This window comes from Halomonas sp. BN3-1 (assembly GCF_003056325.1).
Taxonomy (GTDB): domain Bacteria; phylum Pseudomonadota; class Gammaproteobacteria; order Pseudomonadales; family Halomonadaceae; genus Halomonas; species Halomonas litopenaei.
The window spans coordinates 121,838-147,945 of the sequence record NZ_PYVV01000013.1; the positions used below are offsets into that span (position 1 = coordinate 121,838).

At 65.0% G+C, this 26,108-nt stretch carries 20 protein-coding genes; 8 read left to right on the top strand and 12 right to left on the bottom strand.

All coding sequences use genetic code 11. The features are described 5' to 3' along the window. Nucleotides 1-49 precede the first annotated feature (49 nt). The 3 genes from C9F12_RS17370 to C9F12_RS17380 all read right to left on the bottom strand — a co-directional run bounded on the left by C9F12_RS17370 (nucleotide 50) and on the right by C9F12_RS17380 (nucleotide 4,050). Nucleotides 50-523 (bottom strand): RES family NAD+ phosphorylase, encoded by a 474-nt coding sequence (locus tag C9F12_RS17370; protein WP_108131542.1) that lies wholly within the window; start codon nucleotides 521-523, stop codon nucleotides 50-52. After that, nucleotides 523-969, bottom strand: a complete 447-nt coding sequence (locus C9F12_RS17375) for an antitoxin Xre/MbcA/ParS toxin-binding domain-containing protein (RefSeq protein WP_045991913.1) — start codon at nucleotides 967-969, stop codon at nucleotides 523-525. Before C9F12_RS17375 ends, C9F12_RS17370 begins: the two co-directional genes overlap by 1 nt. A gap of 501 nt (nucleotides 970-1,470) precedes the next feature. Then, complete coding sequence (locus C9F12_RS17380) at nucleotides 1,471-4,050, bottom strand: hypothetical protein (protein ID WP_108449690.1); 2,580 nt, start codon at nucleotides 4,048-4,050, stop codon at nucleotides 1,471-1,473. A gap of 566 nt (nucleotides 4,051-4,616) precedes the next feature. On the opposite strand from C9F12_RS17380, the gene C9F12_RS17385 reads away from it, so the two are divergent. Then, nucleotides 4,617-5,021, top strand: a complete 405-nt coding sequence (locus C9F12_RS17385; RefSeq protein WP_108449691.1) for a hypothetical protein — start codon at nucleotides 4,617-4,619, stop codon at nucleotides 5,019-5,021. Nucleotides 5,022-5,247: 226 nt separating this feature from the next. Here C9F12_RS17385 and C9F12_RS17390 read toward each other — a convergent pair whose 3' ends face one another. Together C9F12_RS17390 and C9F12_RS17395 are read right to left on the bottom strand one after the other, a co-directional pair. Further along, nucleotides 5,248-5,523, bottom strand: a complete 276-nt coding sequence (locus C9F12_RS17390; RefSeq protein ID WP_052704282.1) for a glutaredoxin domain-containing protein — start codon at nucleotides 5,521-5,523, stop codon at nucleotides 5,248-5,250. 259 nt (nucleotides 5,524-5,782) lie between these two features. Continuing rightward, nucleotides 5,783-8,056, bottom strand: coding sequence for a mechanosensitive ion channel family protein (locus tag C9F12_RS17395; protein ID WP_240184289.1), 2,274 nt, complete (start codon nucleotides 8,054-8,056; stop codon nucleotides 5,783-5,785). Nucleotides 8,057-8,233: 177 nt separating this feature from the next. Between C9F12_RS17395 and C9F12_RS17400 the strand changes: the two genes are divergently transcribed. Both C9F12_RS17400 and C9F12_RS17405 read left to right on the top strand, forming a co-directional pair. Next, entirely contained in the window at nucleotides 8,234-9,229 is a 996-nt protein-coding gene (locus C9F12_RS17400) for an amidoligase family protein (protein ID WP_108131539.1), read from the top strand. Then, nucleotides 9,222-9,950, top strand: coding sequence for a gamma-glutamyl-gamma-aminobutyrate hydrolase family protein (locus C9F12_RS17405; RefSeq protein WP_045991909.1), 729 nt, complete (start codon nucleotides 9,222-9,224; stop codon nucleotides 9,948-9,950). The genes C9F12_RS17400 and C9F12_RS17405 overlap by 8 nt, the downstream gene beginning before the upstream one ends. Before the next feature lie 112 nt (nucleotides 9,951-10,062). Here the strand turns inward: C9F12_RS17405 and C9F12_RS17410 are convergent, their stop codons facing one another. Continuing rightward, the gene (locus C9F12_RS17410) at nucleotides 10,063-10,491 is read right to left on the bottom strand and encodes an OsmC family protein (RefSeq protein ID WP_045991908.1); all 429 of its coding nucleotides are present in this window, start codon (nucleotides 10,489-10,491) and stop codon (nucleotides 10,063-10,065) included. A 249-nt stretch (nucleotides 10,492-10,740) separates the two neighbouring features. Here C9F12_RS17410 and C9F12_RS17415 point away from each other — a divergent pair, with 249 nt between their 5' ends. Further along, nucleotides 10,741-11,616, top strand: a complete 876-nt coding sequence (locus tag C9F12_RS17415; protein WP_108449693.1) for an aldo/keto reductase — start codon at nucleotides 10,741-10,743, stop codon at nucleotides 11,614-11,616. 40 nt (nucleotides 11,617-11,656) lie between these two features. On the opposite strand, the gene C9F12_RS17420 is transcribed toward C9F12_RS17415, so the two are convergent. Further along, nucleotides 11,657-12,217 (bottom strand): DUF1415 domain-containing protein, encoded by a 561-nt coding sequence (locus C9F12_RS17420; protein WP_108449694.1) that lies wholly within the window; start codon nucleotides 12,215-12,217, stop codon nucleotides 11,657-11,659. Nucleotides 12,218-12,250: 33 nt separating this feature from the next. Next, complete coding sequence (gene nfi / locus C9F12_RS17425; RefSeq protein WP_045991905.1) at nucleotides 12,251-12,931, bottom strand: deoxyribonuclease V; 681 nt, start codon at nucleotides 12,929-12,931, stop codon at nucleotides 12,251-12,253. A gap of 124 nt (nucleotides 12,932-13,055) precedes the next feature. Here nfi and C9F12_RS17430 point away from each other — a divergent pair, with 124 nt between their 5' ends. The 4 genes from C9F12_RS17430 (at nucleotide 13,056) to C9F12_RS17445 (ending at nucleotide 19,877) form a co-directional block, all read left to right on the top strand. Further along, a complete protein-coding gene (locus C9F12_RS17430) occupies nucleotides 13,056-14,381 on the top strand; it encodes an exonuclease SbcCD subunit D C-terminal domain-containing protein (protein ID WP_108449695.1) in 1,326 nt (441 codons plus the stop codon). Next, nucleotides 14,378-17,692: an AAA family ATPase gene (locus C9F12_RS17435; RefSeq protein WP_108449696.1), complete on the top strand. Its 3,315-nt coding sequence runs from the start codon at nucleotides 14,378-14,380 to the stop codon at nucleotides 17,690-17,692. Before C9F12_RS17430 ends, C9F12_RS17435 begins: the two co-directional genes overlap by 4 nt. 203 nt (nucleotides 17,693-17,895) lie before the next feature. Next, the gene (gene argE, locus C9F12_RS17440; RefSeq protein WP_108449697.1) at nucleotides 17,896-19,062 is read left to right on the top strand and encodes an acetylornithine deacetylase; all 1,167 of its coding nucleotides are present in this window, start codon (nucleotides 17,896-17,898) and stop codon (nucleotides 19,060-19,062) included. Between the two features lie 47 nt (nucleotides 19,063-19,109). Continuing rightward, nucleotides 19,110-19,877 carry a glutamine amidotransferase gene (locus C9F12_RS17445; protein WP_108449698.1) on the top strand — a complete coding sequence of 256 codons (768 nt, stop codon included), beginning with the start codon at nucleotides 19,110-19,112 and terminating at the stop codon, nucleotides 19,875-19,877. Here the strand turns inward: C9F12_RS17445 and C9F12_RS17450 are convergent. From C9F12_RS17450 to C9F12_RS17465, 4 genes are all read right to left on the bottom strand, one after another. Further along, nucleotides 19,874-22,372 (bottom strand): fimbria/pilus outer membrane usher protein, encoded by a 2,499-nt coding sequence (locus C9F12_RS17450; RefSeq protein ID WP_108449699.1) that lies wholly within the window; start codon nucleotides 22,370-22,372, stop codon nucleotides 19,874-19,876. The genes C9F12_RS17445 and C9F12_RS17450 overlap by 4 nt on opposite strands. A 62-nt stretch (nucleotides 22,373-22,434) precedes the next feature. Beyond that, the gene (locus C9F12_RS17455; RefSeq protein WP_108449700.1) at nucleotides 22,435-23,160 is read right to left on the bottom strand and encodes a fimbria/pilus periplasmic chaperone; all 726 of its coding nucleotides are present in this window, start codon (nucleotides 23,158-23,160) and stop codon (nucleotides 22,435-22,437) included. 88 nt (nucleotides 23,161-23,248) lie between these two features. Next, complete coding sequence (locus C9F12_RS17460) at nucleotides 23,249-23,785, bottom strand: fimbrial protein (RefSeq protein WP_052704279.1); 537 nt, start codon at nucleotides 23,783-23,785, stop codon at nucleotides 23,249-23,251. Between the two features lie 358 nt (nucleotides 23,786-24,143). Continuing rightward, on the bottom strand, nucleotides 24,144-25,880 hold the full coding sequence (locus tag C9F12_RS17465; RefSeq protein WP_108449702.1) for a DEAD/DEAH box helicase: 1,737 nt from the start codon (nucleotides 25,878-25,880) through the stop codon (nucleotides 24,144-24,146). Nucleotides 25,881-26,108: the final 228 nt, after the last annotated feature.

The following is a 26,108-nucleotide window of genomic DNA, read 5'->3' on the forward strand; positions in this document are numbered from 1 at the left end:
CTGGCAGACCTGCCGGAGCGCCAAACGAACTGACTCGGCAACCGGAGCCCTACTGGATGCCCTGAAACAATCTCGGATTGTAGATCCGTGCCCGGATGTCGATGAGCGAGACTTTATCCATGTCCGGGTGCAGCGGATTCACCACCGCCACCTGATCAATACCCGCAGCAGCGGTACTTGGCACCAGCAGTATCAAGTTGCGGGCCGCCGACAGGAACGCGGTACCGAGTCGCCGCGTGTGTTCAGGAGGGGGAAACAGGTCCCAGCCATCAGGCAATTCATCGACTCCGACCTTCTCGACGGCGCTGCTTTGTACGTCATAGATGCCCAGGCGAAAATCCTTCGGGACCAATCGCGGGTCTGGAATATAGTTACCCATTTCCAGCATGGCGACGGAGGCGCTGGTACCGAAATACAGCACCGGATGGCCGGGGTCATTCCAGCGCGCTCCATCGTGATAGCTGGCACCGCGCCCGGACAGGTTGGCCAGAAAACGCTCAGGAGCGATACGGTACAGCCTCATCAACTGAAGTCGCCGTGACTGATCTTGCGCAGCACCTGTCGTACCAGTTCACGGCCAGCAAAGGTATCCAGGAGTTCGATCGGGCGCGAGCCGGCGAGTGCGGGTACCTCGGCGTGCAGCCATTGATGACCGACCGCTTCGTCAGCGAACACCTCACCTACCTCGACAAACAACTTCAGCGTGTCGAGCACTTCTTCGCTTTGCGCACGCCCCAGCGCCTTGCGCTTGTAGAAGCGATGCAGATTGCCGGAGTCCGTCTCCAGCAGTCGTACAAAGAGATCGCGGTCGGCCGACAGTGCATCAATCGCCTGTTTGAGCACGCTTCCCGGCAGCCCTTGCCTGACGGTTCTGATAAAAGCGGCTGAATCGGTGTACACCTCGCGGGGCAGGTCGATCTGCGCCATCACCCCGCCACCCGCTGCACGGTCCTTTTCGAGAAGCTCCATCGCGGTCTCCCGGCGCTCACTCGCTGGCACGGCGCCAGCAACGTTCCCACCTGTACGCTTCAGCATACCTCAGATCGAAGTTTTACCAACATCAATATGACCTAAGCCCAGCAAGGGTGCCCCCTCGCCGACTCGCCACCGCACAGCTGAACGCGTCACCGCCAGCGGGCAGCACCGGCCCGAGGGATTCAACTCGTTCTGGATCACCAGCCCCTGCAATATCATCCACCTGGTGTCACCCGCCGATGACTCGCCCCCCTACGATATGACAAAGGAAAACTGAGCCAACCGCATGCGGCTGCCACAGCCCACCGGACGCAAAAAAGGCCACCACGGGTGGCCCACAAGGCTTGCTGGACTAGCCTGAGATCGGATCTATCAGATGTGCGGTGGAGTCTTTCGCGTGGCGAGACTGGCAGCGACATCACGCACTTCGGCTTGCGCTCTCTATCACTTGATTGCGTCTTCGCTCACTGGTGTCAGCACCGTCTACCCATCCCGCTACTTTCTCCTACGACGAAGGCGTTCCGACAACCCATTCGAAATCTCTTGCACCTTTCCACGCAACTCGTGCTCCTCTGCCATGCCCTTGGCAGACTGCCATGCTCCTTCGGCAAGGCCTCGGCTTGCATTAGCGACCTCAACAAGTTGCTGCTTGCTCAACCACTCCATCATGCCAGGGCGCACCTTGAGCCTGTCATTTACGGCGTGGAGTTCGGTCTGATAGATCGCCGGGTGTACACCGCACATGGCTATTACTCGCAAAGTGTCGGCTAACCTTTGCTCTGGATACAGCCTACCCGAGCCAGCAAGAAGACTCAGTCGCTGGAGGCACTCACCGCAAAAGGCGTGGTCATCCTCAAGGCGCCAAGCCAAGTAGCCTCCCTCCCGGCTATCAGGCAGACAACCAAGCTTCTGGTTCAACTGAGTTTGTTTATCAGCCAATGCTTTCACGACGCGCTGCTGAAGGGCATCCAGGTCCCGGTGAGCTTGCAACTCCCACTCACGGTGGGCCTTCGCCTTGATCCGCCGCAGTTGCTCGGTCAACTGGGGGGCCGTCATCTGTGCCAGCGCGGGCGACCCTGATCCAAACACCAAAGCGCCGGCAGGGCCGAACAGCAGCATACCCAGGGAAGCACCTGCCACGCTTCCACCAGCGGCTAGTCCCGTACGTACCATACCGTCGAACAGCACCTGCTCCACGGCCTGCTTTCCGGTAAGCTGACCGCGCCGGTAAGCGATGAGGCCCCTTGCGACGCTGATTGTGCCGGCGAGACTGATTACACTGGGGTTGAGCAGTTCCACACCGGCGCCCAAGGAGTCGCGGGTGACCTGATTAACCACCTCGTTGCTCAAGCCTTCGATGAAAAAGACGTTGTCTGCCCACTCCTCGGGTATCTGGGAGGCCAGTTCAGCATTTGCGATAACAGGATAGTCATACCGTTCGAAGTGTTCTCTCAAGCCATCCAAGGTGGCATGAAACTTGACTTGAAATGGCTGACCATCGACCAAGATATCCCAGCCCGGCTGATTGGCGGTCTCCGGTAGGCTGACGGTATGACCTGCGGCCGTCAACTGGGCAGCGACAGCCCGCTCTGCCACGTAGCCCTTGAGCTGGCTGACACCACCCAATACTTCCCTCTCACCGCCAGAAAGCAGTTGAACAGCCATCTCAGCGAAGCTGAGGCTTCCATCAATATCCTCACTGCGCACAAAGTTGGCCGCCTCGAGCACAGTGGGATCAACGGCTGCTACCGAATAGAGCACATCACCCACCGTGAGCGTTGCCATCGCGGCTACTGTCGAGCGCTCGCTTACCTGGTGCGTTTCCCCGCTAATCCGAGGGTCAATGGCGATATCATCATCAGAGATAAACGATGGCAATGGCTGGGCCATGGCCTCAAGTACGTCATCGGGCGGTAATGCGACAGAGTGAGTGGCTACGACAGCTAGGCGCTGCCACTCATCGCGATAGCGCTGGAACTCCTCATCACGGATTCCTACAACGCTGGACAGATGCGGCGCCAGAGCAAAGCAACTCCTGGCGGAGTCGAGGCCGGATGGGCCTTGCAGCTTACCCTGCAGCGTGAGCATAGCGACCACTCTTGCCGCCACCGCAGCCCTGATCTTGTCGCGTGCAGAGCGCAGGAACAACCACCCGCCCCCACCCGCAACGGTCAGAATGGTGATCGGGTTGGACAGCACAGAAACGATCGAGACCAGGAGAGGCCCACTGGCCAGAGGAATAAAGGCTGAGGCCTGAGCGGCCAAGATGTAGGCCGAAAAGCCCGCCGCACTAACGCCGGCACCAAAAGTGCCAAGAGAGCCTCCAAGCAGCAGCGCCTTGCGGAGCGCAGCATCGTTATGACGATTTGCCTGTGTCTCGTCCAAAAGCCGCTGGTGACTTTGTTCATCCAGCGCATCGAGCGAAGCGACAGCGCGTCTAAGCAGTTCACGACGCTGCTCAGCGGTGGGCGGAGCTTCCTCATCCGTAAGCGTCTGCTCAAGCAGTTCGTCCAAGACCGGAAAAACCACATCATCCAGGGTGATGGCGTGCTGCCCCTTCGCCAACCAGCCCCGCTGTTGGAGCCAACGACGCCCCGAGTCAACCAACTTGGGTGGGTCCAACACATGAATCAATCGCGCCGTCAGATCATCCGCCAGGAAACCGCAGCCTCGGAAAGTAGTGGTCAGCCGCGCGGGCAGACCCAACGCATTTCGCAAGCGAACCCATAGCAGCAGCCTAAGCAAATGATCATTGTGCTCGGATTCTAGCCAGTAGCGCTGACGTTCGCTGAGCTCTCTGGCCCCTTCCACTGCCTCAGGCGCGCTCAAGCGTGGCAGCACGTCTTGGGACTGGCTTCCGCGCCTCCGCTTAACCCACTGGCCAAGCTGCCGGCCGATAGCTCCCGCGCGTTCGCTATTCTGTTCAGCGCGCTTAGCCAGACGGCGTTGCCAATGACTGTCATCGAACAATGCTAAGCAGGTAGCGAGAAGCTCACGGTTTGCACTTCCCAGCCCAGACAGAGTGTCTGTAGGCGAGAAAGAAATCTCTGAGGGCAGTTCGCGTCTATCTGCCATAGGCCTCACTCCTGAGTTGAAGCTCGAACGGGCAGCCGTTTCCGTCAGCTTTCATGAAGTTTAGCGTCATCCAACATCCGCTGGAGCTCGTCCACGGACTTTTCCGCCTTCCACCTCATAGTCGTTGACCAAGGCATTGCAGTTACTTGCACGACGACCTGCCCAGCCTGACAGTGCTCGCCGGGCTCGGTCATGCCGGGGAATCACCGACAAAGTCTAGGCTTACAATCGATGCACCAGCGAAGATGAAATTGCGTCCATCGCTACCTTTGCCTACTAGGTAGCGGAAATTATGGGCCAGATTCTCTGCAGCCTCCTTTCCTTTCAAGAACGCTTCTCCGCAAAGACGCCCCGCCGAGTCTCGATGGCCCGACAGGGCTATACTCACCAATGTCCTTGCCTACCGCCTGCAGCAGCTTCATCTGCCCCGACCATCCTGTGGCGATGGGGCGCCGCCGGGCGATCTCTGAAGCACTGCTACCTGGGAGTTCCCCATCGCCACCCGGGTAGGGGCCAGCCGTGTTCAGATCTCACCCACGCCCGCTGCTGGCATCGAGGTCTCACAGATGAATGCCAACTTCTCTCCCGGCGAAAATATCGCCATGAAGATTCCGGCCCACGAGTACGAGGCGACCGTTGCCTTCTACCGCGAGATCCTGAAGTTCGAGGAATTGACGCCCCCCGGTGACCGGGAGACGCCACGCTTTGCCTTCGGCGACAAGATACTGTGGCTGGATCGCGAGCCGCACTTGAGCCAGGCGGAGATCTGGCTTCAGATCTTGGCCAGCGACATCCAGGCCGCCTCGAGCTACCTCGAACAGCGTGGCTGTCAGCGCTGCGACGAGATCGAGCAGCTGCCGAAAGAATTCAACTCGTTCTGGATCACCAGCCCCTGCAATATCATCCACCTGGTGTCACCCGCCGATGACTCGCCCCCCGACGATGTGAGATTGGAAAACGGAGTCGATTGACTGCAGCTGCCGCAGCCAGCCGGACGCAAAAAAGGCCACCACTGGTGGCCACAAGGCTTGCTGGACTTGCCTGAGATCGGTTCCATCAGACGTGCTGTAGTGTCTTTCGCGTGGCGAGACTGGCGGTGACGCCACGCGATTCGAAGGCTCGTTTGTCCCAAGTGGTGGCCGCGCTTGCTTCAGGCCGCTTTGGGTTCATGAGCCCCACGACGTCAGACGCTTTGCTTCAGGCCACCTTTCCCTTGCTGAAGCGCTTCTTCAGGTAGGCGACGATGTCCATGGATTCGTACATCCAGGTCTCGCTGCCGTCTTCATTGGTGATCAGCAGGCACGGCACCTGAATCTTGCCGCCGCCTTCCTTCAGTGCCTTGCGGTGCGCCGGGTTGGCGCCCGCGTCGCGGATATCCACCTCGACGCCGAGCTTGTCGAGTTCACGGCGCACAAAGGCGCAGAACGGGCAGTGGGCGAAATGGTAAAGCGCGAGATCCTTGGCAACGGTCATGGTGACGACTCCCTCGTGGGTGATACCGCTCGTTGACGATGTGGTCGGTGACGTCACTCCCTTCAAGAGTCGACGACACCCGAAACAGTTGGTGCAGGCGACGGCGCGTTCCGGAGGTTCAACCTTGGCGCTGAGCCTTGGTACCAGACCTTGCCGCCGCCCGACTTGCTAACTTGGTGTCGACACTCACGAGTTCCTGACAGCCTTTCCCGACTTTTCTCACCTCAGTGCAATGTATGCGGGGTACAGCACAACGCCGTCAGGTCCCCGGATCGGGCGAGGCGCCGGTAGCACTGGTTTGATGATGGGGGTCTGCCACCCCGGCCTGGCCTCGGGCGCGCCCGCTGGCATCGCGCCCCTGGTGGTCGGCCTCGCCCTCGCTGGTGGTACCATCGAGACGCCCGCCGCCACGGCCTTCCATGCTGACGCTGAGGCGCGGCGCGCCCAGTTCGACGCCCATCTCCTCCATGCGCTGCTTGAGCAGCATGTTGAAGGCACGGGCCACGTCCCACTGCATTTCCGGCGAGGTGCGAAAGCGCATCCGCAGGATCGCGCAGCCATCCTCGAAACGATCGATACCCTGCATTTCCAGCGGTGACCAGATGTGGTGGCGCATGATCGGATCCTGGCGCAGATCCCGGGCGGTCTCCTGCATCAGGGTGGTGGCGTCGTCGATCTTCATGTCGAAGGGAATGCGGATCTTCATCAGCGCCACGCCGAACTGCCGCGACATGTTATGAATGGAGTCGATACGCGAGAAGGTCAGGATATGCACGATGCCGTCCAGGTCACGCAGGCGTACGGTCCTGAGCGTCAACCCTTCCACCGTGCCCATGTGGCCATTGATCTGAACGAAGTCGTCCACCGCCAGGGAGTCCTCGATCAGGATGAAGATGCCGGTGATCAGGTCCTGCACCAGGGTCTGGGCGCCGAAGCCGATGGCCAGACCGATCACCCCGGCACCGGCCAGCAGCGGCGTCACGTTGACCCCCAGATTGGCCAGGCCGACGATGGAGGCGATGATCACGATGGCTGCGAAGATCACGTTGCGAATCATCGGGGTGATGGTCTGGGCCCGCGCCTGGTTGACCCGACGCCCGCGCGAGCGCGCCGAGGAGGTCAGCGCCCGCTGGATGGCGGTATCGGCGAAGATCCACACCAGCCAGGCCAGCAATACGGTAAAGGCGATCGCCAGGATCGCCTGGCCGATGCGCACGCTGGCCACCCCTTCGCGGCCGATGCCCACCAGCGAGCCGCCCCACACCTGCAGCGACAGCTCGGCGAACACCAGCCAGGCAAGCACATGCCCCAGGGTATAGGCGAAACGTTCGAGCCGGCGGCGATACTCGCTGTGGTGGCGGTGGCGACCCCGGCTGTGGTCATGACGCTCGTTCTGGCGGCGCAGCAGCGCGGTGACCACCAGCGTCAGCACCAGCAGGGCGGCGTTGATGATCGAACGGGCCAGTGCGGTACCGACATCGCCTCCGGTGACGAAGATCGCCACCAGCGAGGCCCCCACCAGCAGCAACGCGGGAATATGCCACAGCCGACCGATCACCCGAGTGACCTCGGTGGGACTCGAGCAATCGCTGCGGATGGTGTAGGTGCGGTTGCGAATCAGATGCTTGATCGGCCGCTTGAAGCGAACGATGAAGCGGAAGGTCAGCACCGCGGCCAGGATATTGGCCAGCACCGAGGCTAGCGAGGACAGGTCGACCCCCAGCAGGTCCACCAGACGTTCGGTCTTGAAGGCGTCGCCGAGGGCGATCAGTGCGCCGATGACGAACAGCGGACGCAGAGCCCGCTGCTGCAGCAGCTTGACCGCGGTATAGCGATGCCCGCGGGTGAACACCGAGATGACGATCTCGACCACCACCGACAGGATGCGCCCGCACAGTGCGGCGTAGGCGATCACCGATACGACGGTGCGCCCGGCGCTGCCGGGCACCAGCTGTGACACCCCCAGCACCGCCAGAAAGGCCAGCGCCCAGGGCAGCATGCGGCGCAGAAAGTGAGCCGCCAGCAGCCACGCCTTGGGCTCTCTCGGCAGGTCCATCGGCCAGCCCCGGCGGGACCCGATCAAACGCCCCAGCGCCACCAGGATGATCACCATGCCACCCCAGATCGTCAGCAGGATGCTGAACTCCACGGCGAACTGGGCCAGCGCGCTATGGCTGGTGTCGGCGATCAGGCCATTGATATCGCGCCAGCCCTCCGCCAGCTTGGCGCGCCACTGGGCCATGGGCGAACCGGCCCCTTCGGCCTGCTCGCCAAGCTCGGTGAAGGTATCGGCAAGCGCCCCCAGCAGTCCCTGGGAACTGGTGCCGGTTTCCGCTGCGGCCTGGCCCGCGTCGCGCAGTGACCTGAGGCTATCGAGCAACTCCTGACGGCTCTGGTCGCTTTCCAGCGTCTGGATCAGGGTATCCAGGGATCGCTGCAGCTCTTCGGAGGAGGCTTCCTGTGGGGCCTGTTCACCGCCCCCGGCCAGGGCCTCCAGCGCCAGGCCCTGGGCCGACGCCTGAACGGGCAAAATACATGCCCCAATGAGAAAGAGAAGCACAAACCATTGAAATATGTGAACTATTTTACTTCTATGCAGCAACATTCGTGCTCCCTGCCGGTGAGGACTCGGCGCCGCCGCCGATGAAAAGTGACCGCCTATGGTAGTCTGCGAAGTAACGTCCCACTAATGCCTTATCAGGATGCCGCCATGAAAGCTCAAGCGCCACCCGAGCCCACCACCGCCGACGGAGACATCCGCAAGGTGGGAGTGGAAATCGAGTTCGCCGGCCTGGACCCCATGGCCACCGCAGAGATGGTCCAGTCCCTGTTCGACGGTCGTATCGAGGTCCAGAGCGCCCACCGGATGAAGGTCAGCGACACCCAGTGGGGCGACTTCAAGATCGAACTGGACTCTCAGTACGTCCACCCCGAATCACCCGAGGACGCGGCCAAGACACCCGGCGACGACTGGGATCGCATGCGCCGCGACCTCGACCGTCGCTCTCGCGAGCTGCTTGGCGACATGGTCACCGGACTGGTGCCGACGGAGATCGTCTGCCCCCCGGTCCCCTGGGATGAGCTCGACAAGCTCGACGCGCTGTTCGACGGACTGCGCGAGCACGGCGCCAAGGGCACCGAGGCCAGCCTGATGTACGGTTTCGGTCTGCATCTGAATCCGGAGCTCCCGAGTCTCGAGGCCGAGGACATCCTGCGCTATCTGCGCGCCTACCTGCTGTCCGCCGACTGGCTGCGCGAACAGATCCGGGTCGATATCACCCGGGAGGTGCTGCCCCACGCCAATCCCTTCCACAAACGCTACTGCCTCAAGCTGTTCGACGAGGACTATGCTCCCGATATCGACCAGTTGATCGATGACTATCTGGCCGACAACGACACTCGCAACCGCGATCTGGACATGCTGCCGTTGTTCGCCCACCTGAGGCCCGACCATCCCCACGAGCTGTTTCGCAAGGAACTTGTCCAGCCGCGACCCACCTTTCACTACCGTCTGCCCAACGCTCAGCTTTCCGAAGCCGACTGGGGCGCGGTGACCGAATGGAACCGCTGGCTCGAGGTAGAACGCCTGGCCTGCGCGCCCGAGACCTTGCATGAGCGTATGGCGGAGTATCGAGCCCGTCACCTCGACAGCTCGCTGTGGCAAAAGATAAAGCACAAGCTCAAGGGAGACTCCAAGGATGGCTGAACGCCCGGTGATCGGTATTTCCACCTCCGACCACAAGAGCCTGCTGGCCTGGTGCTTCGACTGGTTCGCGGTGTGGCGCCATGGAGGCAAACCGCTCAGGCTATCGCCGTCGCGGCCACGACCGGACCGGCTCGATGGCCTGATCGTCGGCGGAGGTGATGACATCCAGGCGCATCTGTACGGCGGCGAGATGCAGCTCGACGTGCGCGTCGATCCAGAACGTGACGAACTGGAACTCGAGCTGCTGGCCCGCGAGATCCCGCGCAATACACCGGTACTCGGTATCTGCCGCGGCTCGCAACTGATCAACGTCCACCTGGGTGGCACCCTGGACAGCGACATCTACACCACCCACGAAGGGCTCAAGCGCCGGCGCACCGTGCTGCCACGCAAGACCGTTGACATCGTCGAGGGTAGCCGACTACATCAGCTGCTGCGGGTCAGCTGGTGTCGCATCAACAGCCTTCATCACCAGGCGGTGGAACACACCGGTCGCGGTGTCGATATCGTGGCACGTGACCGGGACGGCCTGGTTCAGGGGATCGAGTCCCGTGAGCACGACTTCCTGCTGGGGGTTCAGTGGCACCCGGAATTCCTGATCTTCAATCGCCCCCAGCAACGACTCATCCGCGCTCTGGTCGACGCGGCGAGAAAGCCCCACGCCGAGCGCCAGGTGCCACCGGAACCCCGCGCCGAACGTCCCACGCAAAGCGCCTCCTGAGCACGAGCCTTCGAGGGTCAATGCAGCTGCGCGAAAAAGCCCGCCAATCGGCGGGCTTTTCCATGTGGCAACAACATCGTGGCAACGACGTCGCTGACGCGACCCGGCCGGATCAGGCCAGCTTGGCGTCCAGGCTGATCTCGGCGTTCAACAGCTTGGAGATCGGGCAGCCGGCCTTGGCCTTCTCGGCGGCCTCCTGGAACACCGACTCGTCGGCGCCGGGGATGCTGGCGCGAGTGGTCAGATGCACCTTGGTCACGGCGAAGCCACCGTCGACCTCATCGAGGGTCACCTCGGCGCTGGTGTCGATGCTGTCGGCTTCAAGGTCGGACTCGCCCAGAATCATCGACAGTGCCATGGAATAGCAGCTGGCGTGGGCCGCACCGATCAGCTCTTCCGGATTGGTCCCGGCCTGGCCTTCGAAGCGCTGCTTGAAGTCATAGGGAACATCGCTGAGCGCGTCGCTGTTGGTGGACACAACGCCCTTGCCCTGCTTGAGACTGCCCTTCCACTGCGCGGATGCGGTGTTGGTGATACTCATGACGACTCCTTCCAGTTGAGATACACGGGCTGGTAAACACACTACGGTGGCGCCTCTTCCTGAGGCGCTCGCCCCGCCACCTCCCATCGATGGGCGGTACCTGCGGGGCCAATCATCCCTGGCGGGACAACTGATGACTTCACCATGCATCTTGTACCGAGGTCTGTCCAGCCTCGTCTTGCGCGCCGACGGTCATGGCTGCGATAGTCGATCGCATCTCTGGAAAACTATTCCGCAAAGGTGTGCGACATGACGACTGCCAAGGTTCTGCTGGAAACCGGAAGCACCGCCGAGGCCCTGCCTGCCCTGGGCCAGGGCACCTGGTACATGGGTGAAGGGCGTGCGCCCCGGCGACAGGAAATCGCCGCCCTGCAACGTGGGCTGGAGCGAGGTCTGCGGCTGATCGACAGCGCCGAAATGTACGGCGACGGTGCCGCCGAACGCCTGGTCGGCGAGGCCATCCAGGGTCGCCGCGACCAGGCGTTTGTGGTCTCCAAGGTCTACCCCTGGAACGCCGGTCGCGACAGCGCCATCGCCGCCTGCGAAGCGAGTCTTGAGCGCCTGGGCACCGATTACCTGGATCTGTACCTGCTGCACTGGCCGGGGAGCATCCCACTGGACGAAACGCTGGAGGCCTTCGATCGCCTGGTCGCTGCCGGCAAGATTCGTCGCTTCGGTGTGTCGAACTTCGACGTGGACGATATGCAGACGCTGGCTCGCCTGCCCGGTGGCGGCGACTGCGCGGTCAACCAGGTCCTCTACCATCTGGCGTCGCGGGGAATCGAGATTGCCCTGAGGCCATGGCAACGCCGGCAACGGATGCCGCTGATGGCTTACTGTCCGCTGGCCCAGGCCGGCGCCGTCGGCGCAGATCCCCTGGCCGACCCGCAACTTGGTGAGCTCGCCGCGGACCTCGGCCTGACCCCGGCGCAACTGCTGCTGGCCTGGGCCATCCGACCGGTCGAGGGCCAGCACGAGGTCATCGCGATTCCCAAGGCCGCCTCCCCCGAGCACGTCGACGACAACGCCAGGGCGCTGGAGGTAACCCTGGACGAGGCAACACTTGCGCGACTCGACGCCCTGTATCCGGCGCCACAGCGTAAGGTGCCGCTGGATATCGTCTAGGTGGGTCCAACCTGATGAGAGAGCTGAGTGCGCCTTCGGCTCAGCGAAAGCGCGCTTTCAATTCCGCCAGCCGCTCGGCCAGACTGTCGCTGCCGATCTCCCTCAACCTTTCGATATTGCGCTCGGGGATAGCCTCGGGGTCGGGATAGTGGGCCAGCGCCCTTTCCAGACCCTCTTCACGCAGCAGATGCCAGACCGGCCAGGGAGAACGATTGGTGAAGTTGGCCGGATCATCATCATCCACGCCGTCGAAGACATAGTCAGGGTGGAAGCTCGCCAGCTGGAAGACGCCCTCGTAGCCACGGTCGGCGAGCAATGCCTCGGCCATGGCCAGGGCGTCGAGATAGTCGTCGAAGTCGGCAAGCCCTCGGGTGAACACCAGCAGACTGGTCTCCACCTCGGGTGTCGTCTCGAGGTGGTGGCAGGCCTCCATCAGCGCCACCAGGGCGTCCTCGAGCCTGCGCCCGTCGACCTCGATATAGCGAATCGATCCGCGTGTGACCTCACGCCCGGCGAAGGGGCAGACGTTGAGGCCAACCACGAATTCCTCGACCCAGGCTGCGGTGGCCGCAACGCCGGGTGATACCTCTGTGTCGGACATGGCGAGTTCTCGGATGCTTGAGTGAAGGCCGGCTCAGCGCCGTGACGCCAGCCTGTCGGCCAGCCTTGTGGGTTCGGGCAACTTGTAGCGGCCGAGGCAGGCCACCGCCCAGGCCCTGGCCGAATCCACCGACAGCCGGTGGCCCGGCGACACGAACACCGGCTTGACGCCGGCGCGCGAGCGTAGCACGACCCCGATGCGCTCGTCGCCGTCCATCAGGTCGGTACTTTCCGCACGCCCCTCGGGGACCTCGCCATGGCGCCCGGTCAGGCGTTTCTTGGCCACGCCCAGGGTGGGCAGATCCAGCCACAGTCCAAGGTGCGCCGCCACCCCGAGGCGCCGGGGATGGGCGATGCCGTGGCCATCCACCATGACCAGATCCACGCGGCTGTCGAGTCGTTCGAAGGCCGCCAGGGCCGCCGGTATCTCACGAAAGGACAGGAGCCCCGGCACGTAGGGCATGCGCGTCGGCTGACGCGCCACCACCTGCTCGATCGGCGCAAGCCCCGGCCAGGACAGCACCACCACCGCGGCGCGGGTGGTGTCGCCTCCATCTTCGAAGCCGATATCCACTCCGGCAATGTGTTCCACTTCACCGAGGGCGTCCTCGCGTATCAGGCGTCCTGCCAGGGTACGCTGCAAGGCGATGGCCTCCTTCGGTGCCAGGTCCCAGTCGTGCAGCGCAGTCTCTCGTGTCCTGGGGTGCTGGGTCATGTCACCTCCCTGTTGATGACCTGCGGTGGCTGAAGACACCACCCGCTCGCGGTAGACTACGCGCCAGTCACGGGGATCAACAAGCTGCCGGCCGCAGGGCCTGGCGCTCCATCAGGGAGGACGGATGAGGATCATCCACACCGCAGACTGGCATCTGGGCCAGAGCTTTCACGGCCAGGAACGTCACGAGGAACATCGCGCCTTCCTCGACTGGCTGGTCGACATCCTCGCCGAACGCCAGGTGGACGCGCTGCTGGTCGCCGGCGACGTCTTCGATGTGGTCAATCCGTCGCTGCGCGCCCAGGAGCTGCTCTATGACTTTATCGTCAGGGTCCACCAGCGCTGCCCTGACCTGACCATTGCGCTGATCGCCGGCAATCACGACAGCGGCAGCCGCATCGAGCTGCCCGCCCCGCTGATGCAGCACCTGCGCACCCATGCCCTTGGCCGGGTGCGCTTCGTCGATGACGGCGCGCTGGACAGCGATCGCCTGCTGGTGCCCTTGAGCGATGCCCAGGGTGAGGTCCGCGCCTGGTGCCTGGCGCTGCCCTTCCTGCGTCCAGCGGAGATCACCGGTCGTGGCCGGCAGAGCAGACAAGCGGCGGGCGCAGCAGGAGGAGAGACGAACGCCGGCGACGACTATGTGGCCAGCGTCGAGCGGGTCCATCGCGAACTGATCGCGGCCGCCCGGGAAAAGCGCGAGCCTGGCCAGGCGCTGATCGCCATGAGCCACGCCCACCTGCGTGGCGCCGCCGTCTCCGAGGCCAGCGAACGCCCTATCGTCATCGGCGGCGAGGAATCGCTGTCGGCCTCGCTGTTTCCCGAGGACATCGACTACGTCGCCCTGGGGCACCTGCACCGCGCCCAGCGGGTCGGCGACGAGCGCATACGCTACAGCGGTAGCCCGCTGCCGCTGGACTTCAGCGAGGTCGACTACCCCCACCAGGTGCTAATGGCGGACTTCGCCGATGGCGCCCTTGCCCATGTCGAGCCCATCAGCGTGCCGCGGGCGGTGGCCATGCGTCGCCTCGGCCCTGCCCCGCTGGAAGAGATCCTGGGCGCGATCGAGGCGCTGCCGGCCCGCGACGGGGCAGGCCCGGTCGAGCGCTGGGACTGGCTCGAGATCAACGTGCGCCTGGACGCCCCGATGCCGGAGTTGCGCTCGCGCATCGAGCAGGCGCTGGGCGACCGGGCGGTACGCCTGCTGCGACTGAAGCGCGAGCTGCCGATCACTGAGTCACAGGCACCCGGAGGTGGCGAGCGCCTCGAGGACATCGGACCCCGTGAGCTGTTTTCGCGCACCTGGAAAGAGCGCTGGGGCGAGGCGCCGGACGACAGCGTGATCGCCGACTTCGACTGGCTGTGCCAGCGCGTCCAGGACGCGGATGCCGAAGACCAGAGCGCGGATGCGCAAGTCCAGCACACCACCGAAGGGGGCACGCAGCCATGAAGATTCTCGCCCTGCGCCTGTCCCAACTGGCCTCCCTGCCCGGTCCAGTCGAGCTGGACTTTACCGCGGCGCCACTGGCCGATGCCGGCCTGTTCGCCATCACCGGCCCCACCGGCGCCGGCAAGAGCACCCTGCTCGACGCCCTGTGTCTGGCGCTGTTCGGCAATACGCCCAGGCTTCGCCACGCCCCGGGGCGCGACTCCCATCTGGACGACCTGGACGGCTCTCGGATCGCCACCGCGGACCCCCGCAGCCTGCTGAGGCGCGGCGCCGCCAGCGGCTACGCCGAGGTCGACTTCATCGGCCGCGACGCTCGCCGTTACCGCGCGCGATGGGCCGTGCGGCGCGCCCGGGACAAGGCCGACGGCAAGCTGCAGGCGGTGGAGCAATCGTTGACCGACCTGGACGACGAACGCCTGTTGACCGCCCAGAAGCGCGAATTCGCCGAGCTGATCCCCGAGCGCCTGGGGCTATCGTTCGAGCAGTTCACCCGCGCCGTGCTGCTGGCCCAGAGCGAGTTCGCGGCCTTTCTCAAGGCCGACGACAACGCCCGCTCGGACCTGCTCGAGAAGCTCACCAATACCCAGGAATACTCGCGCATCTCGGTCGAAAGCTACGCCCGGGCCAAGGAGGCCCGCGACGCGGTGGCCCGCCAGCAGGCGCTGCTCGCCGAGGACGCGCCCAGCGACGACACCGCACGCCAGGCCATGGAGCAGGAACTCGCCGAGGCCGAAGGCGAGCTGGACACCTGCCAGCGGCAGATGAAGGCGCTGGACGAAGAGGCCCAGTGGCTCGCCCAGGACGCCCAGTGGCGCCAGCGCTGCGAACAAGCCGACGCCAGCCTGGTCGAGGCAGAGGCCCGATGGGAGGCACTGAGCGACCAGCGCCGTGAGTGCGAGATGCTCGAGCGCGTCGCACCCTGGCGCCCCCAGTTGCTGCGCCAGCGTAGCCTGTCCCGACAGTTGCCGGACCAGCGCCAGCAGCTCGAACTAGCCACGTCAGCCCTGGCCCAGGCACGCACCGCCCTGGAACAACAGCACCAGCAAACCAGCCGTCGCCGCCAGACCCTGGAGGACAGCGAGCAGGCGCTCGAGCAGGCCCGTCCCGCCATCGCCCAGGCCCGTGAAATTGCCAGCGAGCTCAAGGGCCGCGAACAGCAGCATCGACAGCTGGAGGACGAACACCACCAGCGCAAACGCCAGCGCGAGGATCTCGACGGGCAGCAGCGAGCCCTGGCAGAGCGCCATCGCCGCCATCTGGAGCAGCGCGACGCCGCCACCCGCACCCTGTCACGCCATCTGGGCCAGCATCAGCAGGTCGCAACGGCCAGGGCCGAGGCCCAGCAGCACCTCGAGGACGCCGGCCATCGCCTGCTGGCGCTGTCCGAGCTGGAGCAGCGCTGGCGTCTGCTGCGCCAGCTCGATGAGCAGCAGCGCCGGCTCGACGCCGAGCGCCGCCGCGACAGCGCACAGCGCGACGAACTGCTGGACCAGGGCAAGCAGGCGCGGGCGCGCCTGGACCACGCCTCGGCGGAGCACGAGCAGCTCACGCGCTTTATCCAGCGCGCCCGCGCCACCCGAAGCGACAGCGTCGCCGACATGCGCGCCACCCTGGAACCGGACACCGCCTGTCCGGTGTGTGGCAGTCACGATCACCCCTGGCGCGACTCGCCCCCCGCCACCCCGGAGGCCACCCAGCTCGCCGCCCAGATCGCACTGGAGGATGATCAGCTCGCCGAGTCCGAAAGCCGACTCGGCGAGCTGCGCGAGCAGCGTGACGCCCTGTTCGGTCGCTTTCAGGCGCTGAAGGCCAGCGTCGAACAGGCCGAGACCAGCCTGCTCGCGCTTGAACCTCGAAGGAACGAGGCCCAGGCCGGTCTCGAAGAAGCCCAGGCCAGGCTCGACGACCCGGCGCTCGCCGAGCAGTGGCGCGCCCTCGACGCTGAGGCCCGCCAAGCCTGGCTCACCGAGCACAGCGAAAAGGCCCGCCAGCGCCAGCAACAGGCTCGCGAGCGCCTCCAGGCACTGGACGACGCCGAACGCCAGCTTGCCCCGCTGGCAGAGGCCATCGAGGAAGACGAGCGAGAGCGTCAGGCGCTCACCTTGCGCGCCACCACCTTCGACGAGGAACTCAAGCGTCTCGACGACCAGCGTCCCGAGCTGACCCGCAGCATCGACGAGCACAGACGACGCCTGGCCGAGGCGCTCGGCGATGACCGCTCGGCGGATGCCTGGCTCGAGCGCCTCGAAGCCCAGGTCCGCCAGGCACGTCAGGACCACGAGCAGGCCCGCCAGGCCCATGACCAGGCCCAGCGTCAGGTGCTGAGCCTGACCCAGAGGATCGAGCACGAGGGCAAGGCGCTCTCGGTGCTGGAGGACGAAAAGACCCGCCTGGACGCCGAACTGGAACGCTGGCGCAGCGAGCATCCGGACATCACCGATGGCGACCTGGAGCGGCTGCTCGACCAGGCCGACGATGCGCTCAAGGCCCTGCGCGCCCGACTGGACGGCGCCCGCGAGGCCTGCCAGACCGCCCGCACCAGTCGCGACGAGCGCCGCCAGGGCTGGCGCGCCTGGCGCGCCCGCCATCTGCCGGAGCAGGACCCGCAGACACTGCTCGACGAGGCCACCCAACGCCAGCTGGATGCACGCCAGGCCGACCTCGACGCCAGACGTGAGGCAAACCGGCCGCGGCTGGAGGCCGCCCAGCAACGCCGCGATGGCGCCCTGCACGCCGTGCGCGACGATGATCGACGCCGGCAGCGCCAACGCGATGGCCTCGAGGCCCTGGAAAGGGCCAGGGCCGAGCATCATCGCTGGGGCCGCATCGCCGAGCTGATCGGCGCCGCCGACGGCAAGACCTTCCGGCGCATCGCCCAGGCCTGGAACCTGGAGCGCCTGATCGACGAGGCCAATGTCCACCTGGCGGGCCTCAGCCGGCGCTACCGTCTGGTGAGAGGGGGCAGCCCGCTGGGGCTCCTGGTGATCGATCAGGACGTCGCCGACGAGCGTCGCTCGGTGCACTCGCTATCCGGCGGCGAGACCTTTCTGGTGTCACTGGCCATGGCGCTCGGGCTCGCCTCGCTGGCCTCGGGGGAGCTGGCCATCGAGTCGCTGTTCATCGACGAAGGCTTCGGCAGCCTCGACCCCCAGTCGCTGGCGCTGGCGATGGACGCCCTCGACGGCCTCCAGGCCCAGGGCCGCCGGGTCGGGGTCATCTCCCACGTCCAGGAAATGCACGAGCGCATTCCGGTGCAGATCCAGGTGCATCCCGCCGGCAATGGCGAGAGTCGGGTCGCGCTGTCTGACTGAACCCCGTCCGCCCCGCACGTCGCTGTTGGGCGGACCTGGTCTTGGGCGGACCAGTCTTGGGCGGTTCCTGTCTTGGGCGGCCTCAGTCTTGGGTGACTCAGGAGAGCAGCGTGCTCGGGCGGTAACCCGGGGCGATACGCTGGGGCGCGTCGCCTGGCCATGGTACATTGACGCTCCTAGTGACCTCAGTCGACGGAGCCTTCATGACCGCACACGACCTGCTCAAGACCCTGGTGGGCTTTGCCACCGTGTCTCGGGATTCCAACCTGGAATTGATCGCCTTCGTCGAGCAGTGGCTCGACCGCTACGGCGTCGATCACTGGCGGGTCGAGAGCGACGACGGTTCCAGGGCCAACCTGCTGGCGCGCATCGGCCCGGCGGTAGAGGGCGGTGTGGTGCTCTCGGGCCATACCGACGTGGTGCCGGTGGTGGGCCAGCCATGGACCAGCGATCCCTTCACCCTGACCGCCGGCGAGGGCGACAATGCCGGGCGCCTGTACGGTCGCGGCACCTGTGACATGAAAGGCTTCATCGCCTGCGCCCTGGCCGAGGTTCCGCGCTGGAGCGAAATGGAGCTTGAGGTACCGATCTGGCTGGCGCTGTCCTACGACGAGGAAATCGGCTGCGTCGGCGCCCCGCGCATGATCGAGACGCTGATGGCCGAACACCCCCGCCCTGCCGCCGTGGTGGTCGGCGAGCCGACCCTGATGGAGCCGGTGGTGGCCCACAAGGGGGCCAGCAACTTCCGCACCACGGTGATCGGACGCGAAGCCCACTCGAGCCAGGTGTATCAAGGGGTCTCGGCGATCCACGTCGCCGCCCGCCTGGTCACCCGCATCGAGGACGTGATGGCGGAGCTCAAGGAAGAGGGTCGGGTCGACGAGGCCTTCAGCGTGATCCACTCGAGCCTGCACGTGGGCAAGATCGAGGGTGGCACCGCCATCAACATCATGGCCAGGCGCTGCAGCTTCGAATGGGAAATTCGCCACCTGCCCACCGATGACGCCAAGGGGCTGCTGGCCCGGGTCGAGACCACCGCCCGCGAACTCGAAGCCCGCATGCGCCAGCGCGCCCCCGAGGCCTCGATCACCACCGAGGCGCTCAACACCACCGTGCCGGCCCTGGCCGATCGTGACAACAGCGAGGCGCTGGGCCTGTGCCGCGAACTGCTCGGCGACAGCCCCGACGGTGCCGCCGTGGCCTACGCCACCGAGGCCGGTCAGTTCCAGCTCGCCGGCCTGCCCACGGTGATCTGCGGCCCCGGCAGCATCAGCCAGGCCCACCAGCCCGACGAATACATCGAGCGCGAACAGCTCGACGCCGGCAGCCGCTTCATGGTCGCCCTCGGTGATCGCCTCAAGCGCGGCTGAATCTACACCTGCAAGCGCCCCTGGATTCCCCTTTTCGAGCCAAGACCGTGACCCACACTGCTTCAAGCCCGGCGAGGCCCGTTGAGCCGCCTCGCCTTGCCATCTTCAAGACCGGCGACAGCTTCGCCGATGTCGTCGCCGAGCACGGCGACTTCGAGGACCTGTTCAGCGCACGTCTCGACGGCTTTCGTCGTCGTGGCGGCGTCATCGAGGTGATCGACGTTCGCCGCCAACCGCTGCCGGCAATCAGTGATCAGGACGGGGTGATGGTGACCGGGTCCCACGCCATGGTGTCCGACCGGGAAGCCTGGAGCGAAGCGCTGAAACCCTGGCTGAGGGAGGCGCTCGACCGCGGCCTGCCACTGTTTGGCGTGTGCTATGGCCACCAGCTGATGGCCGAGGCCTTCGGCGGCAGCGCCGGCTACCACCCCCGAGGGCGGGAATGCGGCACGCGTACCCTCACGCTGACCGAGGCCGGTCGCGGGGACCCGCTGTTCGGTGCGCTGCCCGATGCTTTCGCCGCCCAGCTGACCCACGCCCAGAGCGCCCTGTCACGCCCCGAGGCCGCCACGGTCCTGGCGGCCAACGACCATGACCCCAACCAGGCCCTGCGCTATGGCCCAGCCCAGTACAGCGTGCAGTTCCACCCGGAATTCACCGTCCAGGTGACCGCGGCCTACCTGGCGCACCAGCGCGACATTCTTGTCGCTCAGGACGAGGACGTCGAGGCACTCGAGCGGTCTGTGATCGAGACCCCCGAGGCCAGCAGCCTGCTGGACGCCTTCGCCCTAACCCTGTTCGATCGGCGAAGCTAGCCAGACGAGATATCTCCAGGCAAGCAGGTCGCCTGGCGCTGGGCGATACGCGGCGCTGCACCCTGGTGCGGCGTCGCCTCGCGTTGCGGCTCCAGTGTCAGGCGGCAGCGCTCCCGCGGGCTCGGCCCCCAGCGAAGCTGATAGCCCCGGTGTGCATCGATTCCCCTGACCACTGCCATGCGCCCCTGACCCAGCACCGCCAGCACGTCGCCATCGGCGTCGATCAACTGCGCGCCGAAAGGCGCCGGCGTGGTCACCCGCACCAGGGTCGGCGCCCCCACCAGGGTGTCGTAGGTCAGCCTGACGATAGCGCCTCGGCGAGGCGCTATCCGCCTGGCATTGCCCTTGAGCTCGACGCCATCGGTCATGCCGGAGGGATCCAGCGCCACCCGGTTGTAGCGGTAAGGCGTCAGTCCGCTGATCGCCCCCTTGCCCCGCCCGTCCAGCAACACCTGGTCATGTTGAGAAATCGCCGCGCCCTTGGCGCCCGGCGCCTCGATGACCGCCATGGTCTCGCCTTGATCCCGCGTCAGCACCAGGCCACCCGCATAGGCAATGGCGGTGCCATCGGCGCTGGCGCTGTAGCTGCGGTAGTCATCTCCGGCGCTGAGGTTGAGGCCAAGACGTACCCTGGAGGTGTCCATCCCCAGGTTGCCGCCATAGCTTGAATCGTGCGACCGGTCATCACGGCTGTGGTTGACGTAGACACCATAGTTCAGCGCGCCGCTGTCGCCGCTGAGGTTCAACTGGCCCGAGCGATGATCGCCCCGATGGGCCAGATTGGAGGTCAGTTGCAGGTGGCCTCCCAGCGGAACGCTGAGATTGAGGTAGAACTCGTTGGTGTAGTCGCCTTCGGTCTCGCTACGGCCTGCGGTGGCGCTCAGGGTGCCCCAGGAGAAGCCACGACTGACACCGACCTGATAGGTGGTCGCGTCCTCGCGATCCCAGTAGTCGGCGCTGATGCCAGAGGCAAACAGCCTGGTGCCGCCGGCCAGGGTCTGGGTCAGATTGACCTCGAGACGTTGGCGTTCACGGTCCCGTGGTGAGGATGTCGTGCCGTCATCGCGCAGCAGCGCAACGTCCGAAAGGCTCAGATAGTGCTGACTGGAAAAACGGTAGTTGACCACCGACAGCTCGGTGTCGGTGGGATCAAAACGGGTGTTGTAGCTCACACGAAAGCTCTCGCCACGCGGGCTCTCCGGCTCACCGCTCAGCGCCTCCAGGTGATTCGCCCGGGTCATGGTGGCATCCAGCGCGAAGGCGCCCAACAGGGTCGACACGGCGCCACCGGCAAGCCCCGCCATATAGTCCTCGGCCAGGATGGCGCCGGAGTAGAGCGTCAGCCGATTGCTGACCCCGCGTCGGTATTCGGCCTGAACGAACCGGGGCAGGTCGACGAGGCCGTCATCCCGATACTCCCCCAGGGTCAGGTGGAAGCGGTGGGCGCCGGGTCGCAGCAACTGTGCCACCGAGGTATAGGGCAGCACGAAGGCGCGCTCGCTGCCGTCGGCCTCGGTAATGGTGACCTCAAGGTCGTCAGCCACATTGGTGGCGTAAAGGTCGTCGATGGCAAAGGGGCCGGGCGTCACGCTGGTCTCGTAGATGACGTCCTCCCCCTGACGGATCGTCACCCTGGCGTTGGTGCGAGCGGTGCCTCGCACTACCGGGGCGTAGCCCCGCCGGGACGGAGGCAGCATGGCATCGTCGCTGGCGAGCTGGACGCCGGTGAAGGGTATCGACTCGAATCCCATCCCGGAGGTCTGATACTCGCCGATGACCAGGTCGGCCTGCCAGGGCGTCACGTCGTGGCGCAGGTAGGTGTTGGTGACATGATAGTGGGCGGTCTCGCCACTGGCGTCATCGAGACTGGCATTGTGACGAAGCTGCCAACCGCCAAGGTTCACCCCGGCGTTGATCCCGAGTCGATAGTCCTCACGGGACTCCTGCCCGTCTCGCTCGCCACGGAAGGCATTGCTGTTGTAGCGAACAAAGGCGCCATTGATGCCGTCCTGCCACGCCTCGGCCGGCACCTTTCCCCTGACGCGATGTCGCAGATAGGCCTGGGGCACGCTCAGTTCAAGTCGCATGTTCGCCGAGTCGATCGAGCTATCGACGTAGGGATAGCGAGCGGCCAGATCGACGCACTCGCGGCCTGAGTCGCCTCCCCCTGCCGCGGGCTTCAGCGGCAGGCGCTTTATCGCATCAAGCGACAGACACAGACGCGTCCCTTCCGGGTCCTCACCGATCGTCACCGTCTCGCGACCGAACGCCTGGCCATTGACCAGAACGTCGAGTTCATAGCGACCAGGGGGGACCGTCATACCCTGCTCGAAGCGGGTCAGGTCCATGCCCTGGAGTGATCCTTTCAGCAGCTTGGCGTTGAAGGCGTACTCGACCCGGCGCTCGGACGCACCGCCGGTCACCCTGCTACCCTCGTCGGCCCGGGCGGACAGACCGGCGTCGGTGACGAGTGACAGCCCCAGCGCAACGAGCACAGACAGGCCTTCGTGCCGCCGAAAGCCTCGAACCTTGCCGGCTGCTGTGCCAGACAGACGTTTCACAGCTCGAATCGGCGCCGCTGCGTCACCCCGTAGTCATTGATCCAATCGAAGAAACCCTGGGAGGTTGCCAGCGGTTCGATGCCGAAACGGCGGGAGCTCTGGGCCGGGATCAGACTGCCACGCGCCGTGACCTGGTGCTCTTCGTTGCCCAGCCCGACCCGACGAAGCGACACACTGTAGGGGCTCTCATTGCGGGCCACCAGCGTCCAGCGGCCTGGCCCCCGCTCAAGCTCCCAGTGAAGCTGCTCGGCGGCCTGCTCGGGGGAAGCGGCAAGCCCGACGGGTCGATAGAACAGCTTGATGCGGGTGCGGTATGCCAGCTGCAGCACGTTGCGCTCCGGCGCCGCCTGGGTGGCGGGCACCTCCAGCACGTTCAACCAGTAGACAGACTCGCGATCGACAGGCGCCACCTCGCCCAGATAGGCGATCCGAATCGCCTGTCCTCCATGGGCATTGATGCGTGTCACCGGCGGTGTCGTCAGAAACGGCACCTCGACACTCTCCGGCGTGGAGTCCGGGTCGCCACGATCGATCCACACTTGCACCAGCGAGGGCGTATCGCCCGCATTGGTCAGCGCGACGCTCACATCCCTGGCATCGGCGGGGTAGATCACCCGGGTGCCCGAGACCACCACACTGGCATCGACACGACTGACAAGGCTGCAAAGCGCCACCAGCGCCAACAGCGCCACTCCCCTTCCCCACGACTCCCGTACACGCATGATCCCTATGCCTTTCTGTAGCCTTTATGAAGCCTTGCCAGACGCCCTACCTCCGCGCACTTCTGCCAGTGCGGGCGGTCTGCGAGATCTATTGGTAGTTCAGGGTATACACCGCTGAGGTGCTGACGGTCCCCGCGACGGCGTCCGCGCCACTGGCGTAATAACGCGCGGTGTAGCGAAGTTGAGTCGCCGTGGTGTCGTCGGCCAGATCCATCGCGGTGGCATCATTGGCGATCAGATTGATCACCTTGTTGGTATGGTCGAGCAGTTGTATCTCGACGTTCTTGGCGCCGCCGGTGCCTGCGGTATTCACCAGATAGCCGGTGGCGGCATCGACATTGGTAGGCTCGAAGTACGGCTTTACATTGTCCACGGCAGCGGAGCAGTTCATGTCGATGGTGAAGGAGGTGTCACCCGCCGTCTCACCGCTCTTCAAGTCGCTGACACTGACCGTTGGAAGCACCACAGTGCCATCCCCGGTTCCCGCATTGTTGACCTTTACCGTACAGGTCGTGGCAAGCACCTTCCCGGATATCGTGATGGTGCCGGTGGCGGCGTATCCATTGCCTGCCAGGGTAAAAAGCATGACGCCAAGCAGCCATCCCTTGCCTGTTTTCCGTTCCATGTTCCGTCGCTCCATTGCAATCATGCCTTCAGCCCGGCCGGGACAAGAGAGACCCTGTCACCGCACCTGGATGTTACACTTTGCAACATTATGTCGTGCTTCGGCCATCAGGAGCGGCGGCATCGCATCAGAGGTTGACGTAGATCAGAGAGGGAAAGTCGACGTTGAGGGGAATGAGGATCGCATCGGGCCCGCTCCCCGGGAGCCAACGCCCAGGAAGCAGCGAAACATGCACACGCAAACGGGCCGGTGGATATCCACCGGCCCGTTCACGAAACTTGCCTTGTCGTGATCCGATGCGTCATCGGATCAACAGGGGCCTTGTTCCGGCTGTCGGCTCAGGCCCCTGGCACCCCGATCAGGCGCGCGACTGGCGACGCACAGGCGCCTCGTCATCGCGACGACGACGGGGAGCACGCTCGCCGCTGCGCTCGCCACCACGCTCAGCGCGATCACCGCCACGGTCTTCGCTGATTTCCAGCGGACGACCGGCCACACGGGCACGTGCCATCTTGGCCAGGATGCTGGCCGGCAGACCATTGGGCAGCTCCACGGTGGAAAAGCCGTTACGGATGTCGATGCGGCCAATACGGGCGCCTTCGATACCACCTTCGTTGGCCAGGGCTCCAACCAGTTGGCCTGGCTTGACGCCATCCTTGTGGCCGACGGAGACGCGGTAGCGGGTCATGCCTTCGCTGGGTCCACGGCTCTCGCGACGACGCTGCGGCTTGCCGTCACGCGGGGCGCGGTCATTGCGCTCCTTGCGCGGCGCCTGCAGGCGACCGATGGGTGCCTCGTCGGCACGCGCCATGGCGGAGAAGGCACAGGCCAGCTCGATGGGATCGTAGCCTTCCTCGACCAGACGCTCGACCAGAGCACGCTGCTCTTCGGCACCCTTGGTGACGGCGGCGATCACGCGCTGATGGAAGACGTTGTCGCGGTGGGCACGAATGGCGGCCTCGTCGGGCAGCTCCATGACCGCCATCTTCTGGCCGGTGGCCTGCTCGAGCCAACCTACCTTGCGGCCTTCACGGAAGCCGGCGAAGGTGATCGCCACACCGTTGCGGCCGGCACGGCCGGTACGGCCGATGCGGTGGGTGTAAGCCTCGGCATCCTGGGGCAGGTCATAGTTGATGACGTGGGTGATGCGCGGCACGTCGAGGCCACGAGCGGCCACGTCGGTGGCGATCAGCACATCGACCTTGGCACGCTTGAGGCGAGTGATGGTGCGCTCGCGCAGGCTCTGGTCCAGATCACCGGACAGGCTGGCGACGTTGACGCCACGCGCAGACAGCTGCTCCATCAGCGTGGTACAGGCGGCACGGGTGCGCACGAACACGATGGCGGCGTCCACCGGCTCGACTTCAAGGATGCGCGACAGCGCTTCCAGCTTGGCGCCACCATCGACGCGCACCAGGCGCTGTTCGATGCTCTCGGCGGTGGTGGTACGCGCCTCGATGGCGACCTTGACCGGATCCACCAGGTAGCGATTGACGATGCGCTCGATCTCGGTGGGCAGGGTCGCCGAGAAGAACACACGCTGGGCGTTCTCGGGGGTATCGGCGACAACACGCTTGACGTCGTCGATGAAGCCCATGCGCAGCATCTCGTCGGCTTCGTCCAGCACCAGAGCGTTGAGGCCGGAAAGCTTGAGGCTGCCACGATCCAGGTGATCGATGACGCGGCCGGGGGTACCGACCACTACCTGGGCGCCACGACGCAGCGCGCTGAGCTGCTCACGGTATTCCTGGCCGCCGCACAGGGTGGCGACTTCCAGACCCTTGAGGTTCTGGCCGTACTTGCTGAAGGAGACGGCTACCTGTTGAGCCAGCTCGCGGGTCGGTGCCAGCACCAGCACCTGGGGCTCACGCCGATCGAGTTCAATACGAGACAAGATGGGGAGCGCGAAGGCAGCGGTCTTGCCGGTGCCGGTCTGGGCCTGGCCCAGCATGTCGCGGCCTTCCAGCAGGGCTGGAATGGTCTGCGCCTGAATGGGCGAGGGAGTCTCGTAGCCCAGGGTCTCGATGGCGGAGAGAACGGCAGGCAGCAGGGCCAGATCACCAAAAGACGGTGAAGCGACAGTCGTCGAGGTCATGAATCACACCTTGGTAGGCCGGGGTTACCGGCAAAATAACGTGGTTGGCGTCCCTGACGCGCCCGTATTCGGGGCGAACAGAAATACGTCGCTCTACTCGTGGTAGAGCAAGGTCAACAAGTCTGTTGTCAACATTCGGAGTCGGGGACGCCGGTCGCACCTGGCATCGGCTCACGCAACTGCGTGGAGCCATCGTGGCGACCGTTTGCACCGCGGGCGTCGGGATCG

Coding starts and splice junctions, on each gene's coding strand:
- C9F12_RS17370 (WP_108131542.1), bottom strand. CDS start 523: ATGAGGCTGTACCGTATCGCTCCTGAGCGTTTTCTGGCCAACCTGTCC.
- C9F12_RS17375 (WP_045991913.1), bottom strand. CDS start 969: ATGGAGCTTCTCGAAAAGGACCGTGCAGCGGGTGGCGGGGTGATGGCG.
- C9F12_RS17380 (WP_108449690.1), bottom strand. CDS start 4,050: ATGGCAGATAGACGCGAACTGCCCTCAGAGATTTCTTTCTCGCCTACA.
- C9F12_RS17385 (WP_108449691.1), top strand. CDS start 4,617: ATGAATGCCAACTTCTCTCCCGGCGAAAATATCGCCATGAAGATTCCG.
- C9F12_RS17390 (WP_052704282.1), bottom strand. CDS start 5,523: ATGACCGTTGCCAAGGATCTCGCGCTTTACCATTTCGCCCACTGCCCG.
- C9F12_RS17400 (WP_108131539.1), top strand. CDS start 8,234: ATGAAAGCTCAAGCGCCACCCGAGCCCACCACCGCCGACGGAGACATC.
- C9F12_RS17405 (WP_045991909.1), top strand. CDS start 9,222: ATGGCTGAACGCCCGGTGATCGGTATTTCCACCTCCGACCACAAGAGC.
- C9F12_RS17410 (WP_045991908.1), bottom strand. CDS start 10,491: ATGAGTATCACCAACACCGCATCCGCGCAGTGGAAGGGCAGTCTCAAG.
- C9F12_RS17415 (WP_108449693.1), top strand. CDS start 10,741: ATGACGACTGCCAAGGTTCTGCTGGAAACCGGAAGCACCGCCGAGGCC.
- C9F12_RS17420 (WP_108449694.1), bottom strand. CDS start 12,217: ATGTCCGACACAGAGGTATCACCCGGCGTTGCGGCCACCGCAGCCTGG.
- nfi (WP_045991905.1), bottom strand. CDS start 12,931: ATGACCCAGCACCCCAGGACACGAGAGACTGCGCTGCACGACTGGGAC.
- C9F12_RS17430 (WP_108449695.1), top strand. CDS start 13,056: ATGAGGATCATCCACACCGCAGACTGGCATCTGGGCCAGAGCTTTCAC.
- C9F12_RS17435 (WP_108449696.1), top strand. CDS start 14,378: ATGAAGATTCTCGCCCTGCGCCTGTCCCAACTGGCCTCCCTGCCCGGT.
- argE (WP_108449697.1), top strand. CDS start 17,896: ATGACCGCACACGACCTGCTCAAGACCCTGGTGGGCTTTGCCACCGTG.
- C9F12_RS17455 (WP_108449700.1), bottom strand. CDS start 23,160: ATGCGTGTACGGGAGTCGTGGGGAAGGGGAGTGGCGCTGTTGGCGCTG.
- C9F12_RS17460 (WP_052704279.1), bottom strand. CDS start 23,785: ATGGAACGGAAAACAGGCAAGGGATGGCTGCTTGGCGTCATGCTTTTT.
- C9F12_RS17465 (WP_108449702.1), bottom strand. CDS start 25,880: ATGACCTCGACGACTGTCGCTTCACCGTCTTTTGGTGATCTGGCCCTG.